Origin of the sequence: Aestuariivirga sp. (genome assembly GCF_046093005.1) — a bacterium.
Lineage (GTDB): Bacteria > Pseudomonadota > Alphaproteobacteria > Rhizobiales > Aestuariivirgaceae > Aestuariivirga.
The window spans coordinates 1-7230 of sequence record NZ_JBJTER010000166.1 but is presented as its reverse complement, the minus strand read 5'-3'; the positions used below and the strand labels follow the sequence as shown (position 1 = coordinate 7230).

Sequence of the window (7230 nt, the reverse complement as noted above, 5' to 3'; positions counted from 1 at the left end):
CAGCCCGGCTGCGGCACATAGCGGGGACCCAGTGGTCAACGAAACGGTACATGAACATGCGGCCTCTGTTTCAGGCCGACGAAAACCCAACCGAAGCCGCCGTGGCTTGAAAAAATGTGCGAAAGAATCTGGACACTGCCGCTTGGACAGCCTGTCAGCCAGCTGCCCTGCCTTGTTCATGGCCTTTTCCTGCTCGAGCGCATTGACCAGATCGGCGGTGGCCTGGTGCGCCCCGCCATCCATGATGTGGCAGATGTTGAGGCCCTGGCGCATGTTGTCGGTCATGTCGGGCGGAAAGGTATCGGTTCCCATGGCGATGCCGATGCCGCGCGCCGCCATGCTGCTGAACGAGGAAAGCGCCTCGCCGGAGCGCGCGAACACCACCGGGCAGTGGACGATGCTGGCCCCCGCGGCGGCCAGCCGCGCCAGGTCCGACTCGCCGCCGGTATAGATGCCGTGAGGAAGTATGGCGCGCGGCGAGAGAAGGCCCAGTGACTGAAGCCAGCCATAGGGCGTTGCCCCGGTTCTCCGGCGCACCAGATCAAACTCGTAGCGGGACTGGCAGCAGTGCAGGCGCATGGGAATGTCCCGCTCGCGGACCGCCTCTGCCGTGGCCCGCAGGACCGCCTCGGTCTGGGTCTCGATGCGGTCGGGCGCCAGAACAGCCCTGATACGGCCTCCGAAGCCGCCGTCGTGGCGGGCGGCGAAGCGCAACGCGCCCGCCAGGCCGGCAAGCCCCGTCTGCTCGTCGTAATGCTGGGCGATGCTGCCATCGGCCTTCTGGTAGCTGAGGCCGCTCATGTAGCAGGGGCCGAGATAGGCACGCAGGCCCATACGCCCCGCCAGTTCGGCAACGGCTGCCAATTCCTCCTCGCTTTCAGCCCAGGCGCGGTAGAGCATCGAGGTGATCGGCATGGCGGTGGTGATGCCGTTGCGGATCAGCTGCGTGAAGGCATACTTATATTTGAACAGCTCTTCCTCGGGCGAATAGGCGTCGCGCGGGCCAGCTTGCAGATAGCTCTCGGCCCATATGCGCCCGATCTTCGCGGGGTCGGGCTGGTCGAATTCCAGAACCGTGGTGTCAAGATCGCCCAGCGCGTCGAGATCGATGAAGCCGGGCCCGATGACCGCCGGGCCGTAATCAATGCTGCAATCCACATGGCCCGTGAAGTCATGCCCAACATGAATGATCATCGAATCTTCGAAGACCACCTCGCCAGAGGCCATGATGACGTGTGAACGGCCATCATGGCCAATGACGTAGCTTGCTGTCAGTCTGGTGCGCATCGCCCTTCCTTGTCGGGCAGGACCCGCTTTTGAGCAAGGGCTGGCGATTACTTCCGGGTGACGCGGGTGATGGCACCGCGGCCGTTCACCCGGATTGTGTATTTGTCGCCATTACGCCAGCCGGTGAAACGGAAAGTGGGAAGATTGCAGTCGATTGCGCGGATCTTGCTAAAGCCATTCCAGCGCACGGCTTCTTCCGCCTGCCGGCAGTTGATGGCGCGGTAGTTGAAGTCATTGCGAATGCTTGGGTCGTACAAGCGAAAGGTACCTGACGGACCGTAGCCATCATCCTCCGAGCCGAAGCAGAGGTCGCCGACGCAATATTGGTCGTCCAAATCGGCCCTGGCCATTCCGGTTGCGGTGGTCGCCGCGATAGTGATTGTGGTGGCGGCCATCAATGTCTTTAACAGCATTGGCTGTTTCCTTGTCTGTCTAGGGAGCAAACATCAGCTTCCAATCATCTTTCATGCTGACCACAATCCAGCCCCTTTGTGGCGCATCCTTCAACGCTTCGACAAGCGTACCGCTGCTCTTGGGGTTAACGTCATACTGGTATTCCCGTTCGCCATCGGTATGGCGGATGATGACGCCAAGACTGGGGTGCGGATTGGCTATGGTGACGTACTCAAGCATCTCCTTGTCGCCGTCGCTGTTGCCGAACACGGCAATCGGCCGGCGGCCGATGAACTGATGAATGCCAGCGGGCTTTCCTGCCTTGTCGTCGATGAACAGCTGATCCATGCTTTTGACAAGAACCGGGCCGGTGTCGCGGAGTTCGTAGCGCACCCGCGCGGTGGTGCCAACGACCTGGTCCGGCGGGATGCCGTAGACCCGCTCGCTCCACACACGCATGAAGTCGGCCCCGCCGCCGGAAACGATGAAGGTCTTGAAGCCGTTGGCGCGCAGATAGCCCAGCACCTCCTGCATTGGCTGGTAGGTAAGTTCGTCATACCGGCGCTGGAACCGTGGGTGTTTCGCGGTCTCGATCCATGCGGCGATGGATGCGGCGAACTCCTCCGTCGTCATGCCGGCATGGGTGAGAGCAATGATGTGCATGAGGCCGTCGTGGTGCGCGCCCTCCATCAGCTTGCCCATGTCGCCAGCGAGCAGTGCCTGCACCATGGGGTCTGCCTGGAGGGCCGGTTCGTTGGGCAGGCGGCGCTTGATCTCGTCGAACACATAGGCCGCCTGGAACGGCATCGGATTCTCCGGCCATAGCGTGCCGTCATTGTCGAACACGGCGATGCGCTCCGGCTCTGGCACGAAATCCGGTCCCGCGGACGTTACCTTCTCGACGAAGGCGATGATGGCGGCCTTGGCCGGACCGTCATTCCAGGACGGCAGCGGATCGTTTGGCAGCCCGGCGATTGCCGAGGCGGCCACCCACAGCAGAACCAATATGCCGGCGAAGGCCCTGCGCGTGCATGCTGCAAGAGTTATCGCCATCGCGGGTCTTTTCCTCCGGTTCTGACGTCAGTCTTCCACCACCTGCCAGGCGGCGCCGGGGTTGAAGGTCTTGATCCGGGAAACGATGTTCTCGGTATCGACCCCAAAGTCCTTTTCGTAGACGATGCCCGCCTGGTTCACCATGAAGGTGCTGACGCCGGTTTCGGCATAGCGCGCGGGCCATGCGATGAGGGCGAAGCCACCGATCATGTTGTCGTTGATGACATAGTCATACTTGCCGCCGGCCACATTGCTGCCCTGGCGCTTCAGAATGCGGAACTTATAACCGAAGTAGCCATCGCCCGCCTTTGCCTTGCCGAGCGCCGCCTGATCGATCGCGCCGGCGGGGCTGTCGCCGTCACCCTGGGTTGCCGGCCAGTAGAGACCATCCGTCTGACCCTCGCCGCTCACCAGCTTCTGGGCGAATTCCATCACCCCGTCGGCGTCGTGGTCCTCGCCGGCATAGACCTTCTGCGCTTCCACATAGAGGCGCATGGTTTCGATGGCGTGAAGCTCGTTCTCGCCGATCCGGCGGTTGACGATTTCCTCAAGGCCGGCGATCGTGTCGAAGGCCCACTTGCCATCCGCGCCCCTGACGATCGGGAACGGGAACGGCCAGAGCTGGCGGCCGAGGCTGAGCACGCGCTGTCCGTCGCCGTCCTCGACGGCCACGCCTTCGGCGGCAGCCGCGCGCATTTGCGCCAGGTTCCCGGCGGCATTCTCGGCTTTTTCCACCTTCACCGGATCGAGGCCGAGCAACAAGGCAACCGCCGCGAGATCGTTCTTCGCCATGGCGTTCTTGAAGGCGGCAACCGCCGCCTCGGGGCTGTCGAAGCTCGCCGGCTCCGCGCCGATGAAGCTCTCCAGTTCCTTGCTCATAGCAAGGGCTGGCGCACCGGTGACGGCTGGCGCGCTGATCAGCGCCGCACCGAGAAGAATGGCCGCAAGCAGTTGTCTGGTAATCATGATGCTATTCTCCTCCGCTTGCCCTTAGCGCCGGCCACGATGGCCGCCGCCGCCGCCCATCTTGTGCTTGGGAACGAATTTCTGTCCGCCACCTCCGCCGCTGGGCCGCTTGATGCCGCCGCCCATCGACTTGTTGCCGCGCAGCGATTGCATGTCCGCGTCGCGCCCCCGCGTGATTTCGCCGAGCGGCGGCGGGGTGTTGGGACGGATATCCTTGCTGAGACCGGGCTTCGGCTGGCCCACCGGACGGTCAAGGCTCGGCTTGGCTATCTTGTCTCCGGGCTTGATGCTGCCGGGCTTCAGGTTGCCGTCGGGCCGCGCTGTCGCGCCGGATGGCTTGAAGTCCTTCACGGGCTTCTTGTTCAGTCCTTCAAGCGTCGACTTGCGGATATCTTTGGTGGCGACCCCATCGCGGCTCGGCAGCGTTGAGGGGCGGTTCGGTTTGGCTGGTTTCTTGTCGCTGATCTTGACCCGGTTGTTGTCCTTGAAGCCGTCCTTGAATTTGGCATTGTCGATCTTGTTGAGCTTGGTCTTGTCGATGTTGATCTTCGAGCGGTCGACGTTCCGCCAATCGACGTCCTTGATGTTCAGCTTGCCGCTAAAGTCATTGCCGATGATGCATTTGTTGCAGTCGAAGTCGATGTCGGCGCCGCCGCCGTTCCCCCAGTTCCATGGCCCTCCCCAGAAGCCGTCGTCCCAGTCAACCGCGGCTGCCCAGATTGCGCCAGTGACGGCGCCGGCGAAGAAAGTGGCGGCCGGGCTCCAGTAGTAGGGATAAGGATCGGGATAGTAGCCGATGGGCTCATAGGCATAGCCAGGGTCGTAAAGCATCTGCGGATCATACCGTGGGACATAGATCGCTTCCGTGCTGGCCGGCTCGATAATGATGTTGGTATGGCCTTCCTCGGCCTGCGTGCTGACCGTGACCTTGCCGTCGCTCTTGATCACGCCATTCGCCACGGCCTGTTCGCGCAACTGCTGGATGGCGGCCAGCACGTCATCCTGCTGGTTGACGATCGCCTCGCCCATGAGCTGTGTCCAGTCGAGGTCTTCGCTCATCATGCTGACGATGTCCGGGTAGTTCAGCAGTGAGATCACGCTGCCGTCCCAGCTGGTCTTCGGCTTCAGGTCCTTGTTGGACTTGAGATCGCCGAGAAAGCGTTGCGCCTCGATGATCTGCAGCGGAAACTGCGATGCCGCCGAAATCACGGCGACCAGTTCGTCCGGGTAAAGCGCAATCCGCGCGACAAGCACTTCCAGTTCCTCGGCGGTCAGAGGTTCCGGCGCCTGCGCGGTCTGCGCCGCGGCGGTTTCCGCCGCCGTCTGGGCTGCCGCCGGCAATCCGGAAACGGTGGTTGATGCCGCAAGCGCCGCGGACAGCAGCAGCGGGTGGAGCAGAAATCTTCTCAGGAACGCCATCGTCATCTCATCTCCTTGTTGTTCCGCCGTTGCGGAACAGGATCATCGCCTGGCTACCAGCTTATATAGGCGTTTCCTTGAAACTCCTGTAGGTGGAAATCCAGGCATTGCATCTGTTGCAAACAATTGCAGTTGCGATATCGCGGCTGTTTTACAACCAAGAGCCGCCAGGAATTGATCGCTCGTATACAGTTCATAGCGTGCCCCGCAGACAGCTCGGGCCGCGCGGACTACTTCAGCAGAATGGCGATGTCGGGCGGCAGCTGAAGCGCGGGATCGAGCGCTCGTCCGCGTTGCGCCGCTTTGCGCGCTGCTTCCGTCTGGCCCCGTGCCAGTTGCGCCATGGCCGCCAGCACATATGGCTCGGCATATTGCGGATCGAGCGTGGTCGCTTTGCTGGCGGCGGTGAGCGCCAGATCGTAATTCCGCGCGGAAACCGCGGCGACGCCCAATGCCACCCAGATGTCCGGCCTGTTGCCATCGGCATCGAGGGCTTGGCGGTAGGCGGCAATGGCCGCATCGGGCCTGCCGCGCTGCATCTCGATACCTGCCTGCTCGACGCGGAGGTTGATGTCCTTCGGCTGAGCCTTGATCCCAGACTCGAGTGCCGCTGCTGCGCCATCGAGGTTTCCGGATGCGGCGCGCAAACGCGCCTGCATGATCCAGGCCTCGCTCAGCTGCGGGTCCATTTCGGCTGCCGTGGCGAAGGCGGCTTCCGCCTGCTGCCACTGGCGCCGGGTCAGGGCGAGGCCGGCGATCGCCATATGACTTTCGGGCGTGTCGGCATTGGCGAGCCTTGAATCGACAAAACTCCGCATGCCGTCCCGGAACAGCTGGTCGTCGGCGCCGGGAAGGGCGGCAACGCCCGCGCCCGCCAGTTCCACCGCCGCCCGCTGGCGCACACTGCGCACCGGATCGGCGAGCAGGGGACGCAGCAATGCAATACGTTCCTGGGTCTCCGTCTGCCGCAACGCACCGGCTGCCGCGGCGCGCACCGGCGGATCGGAATCGGTCAGCAGCGCTTTGGCATCGGCCGCGGGCAGGGCAAGGCTGCCGCCCATCAGGCTGAGCGCGGTGGCGCGCGCCACCCCTGGCCGTTCGATGTCGCGAACATAGCTGAGCAGGTCGGCGAGAGTCTTCCCGGACCGGTCGCCTTGCGTGAAGGCGATGAAGGCGGAGCGATCCTGCCAGCGCTTGTCGCCGGCTGGATGCCACAGTGCGATCTGTGCCGCGGCCCAGGCCGGGTCCTTGTCCGTATGGCAGCCGGTGCACACATCCGGCGCGCCGGCCGCCTGCGATTGCAGCGGATCGGGCCTCCGGAAGAAATGGTCGCGGCGCGGATCGATGAGCATGTAGCTGCGCTCCGGCATGTGGCAACTCACGCATTGCGCCGCCTCGCTGCCGGGCGTGTGGCGGTGGTGCAGCGGCGTGTCATAGTCGGCCTTGCGCAGCGTCGGAAATTCCTCGCGGCCCGCCGGGTCGTGGCACTGGGTACAGACTGCGTTTCCTTCCGCCACCAGCCCGCCGCCATGCGGCTCATGGCAGTTGGAGCAGGTCACGCCCCTGGCCTTCATCTTGGATTGCAGGAAGGAGCCCAGAATGAACACTTCTTCCTTCTGCTGGCCATCGGCAAAATAGAGATCCGGCGTGAGAAGCGACAGCGCATAATTGTCATGGAACGGCGCGCCCGCCGGGGGCTGGACCTGCGAGAACGCCTCGCGCCGCGCATGGCAGGGCCCGCAGGTGTTGATCTCATTCGCCTGCTGTCCCGGCCCGAGCTTTGGCGCCGTGCTCTGATAGGGATCGGCGCCATCGCGGGTCCGGGCCCAGGCGGCATGCGCAGCACCTGGCCCGTGACAGGCCTCGCAGCCGACGGTGAGTTCCTGCCAGTGTGTCTTGTAGGCGCGCGAAGCGAAGTCATAGCCCTTGTCGAAGCCGGTCTGGTGGCAGGTGGCGCAGCGCGCCTGCCAGTTCTTGTAGGTGCCGGTCCAGTGCATGCCGTCGCCGGCAGGCAGGTTCTGGCCGGGGTAGAGGTGGAACCACTTGCGGGCGTTGACGTCCCAGGCAATGTCGAGCGCCTGCAGGCGGCCCAGTCTGGTCTCCACCAGATAT

At 63.6% G+C, this 7230-nt stretch carries 5 protein-coding genes and 1 pseudogene; all 6 read right to left on the bottom strand.

Annotated elements, in window-relative coordinates:
• Positions 1-222: 222 nt before the first annotated feature.
• Positions 223-1287, bottom strand: a pseudogene (locus ACKOED_RS14185) (chlorohydrolase family protein); the annotation flags it as partial.
• 47 nt (positions 1288-1334) lie between these two features.
• Positions 1335-1700, bottom strand: coding sequence for a hypothetical protein (locus ACKOED_RS14180; protein ID WP_408917262.1), 366 nt, complete (start codon positions 1698-1700; stop codon positions 1335-1337).
• A gap of 19 nt (positions 1701-1719) precedes the next feature.
• Positions 1720-2733, bottom strand: coding sequence for an HAD family hydrolase (locus tag ACKOED_RS14175; RefSeq protein ID WP_408917261.1), 1014 nt, complete (start codon positions 2731-2733; stop codon positions 1720-1722).
• Between the two features lie 27 nt (positions 2734-2760).
• Positions 2761-3699 carry a DUF2950 family protein gene (locus tag ACKOED_RS14170; protein ID WP_408917260.1) on the bottom strand — a complete coding sequence of 313 codons (939 nt, stop codon included), beginning with the start codon at positions 3697-3699 and terminating at the stop codon, positions 2761-2763.
• A gap of 24 nt (positions 3700-3723) precedes the next feature.
• Positions 3724-5124, bottom strand: coding sequence for a DUF3300 domain-containing protein (locus ACKOED_RS14165; RefSeq protein ID WP_408917259.1), 1401 nt, complete (start codon positions 5122-5124; stop codon positions 3724-3726).
• A 224-nt stretch (positions 5125-5348) separates the two neighbouring features.
• On the bottom strand, positions 5349-7230 hold a 1882-nt coding region (locus ACKOED_RS14160), incomplete at its 5' end, for a tetratricopeptide repeat protein (RefSeq protein ID WP_408917258.1).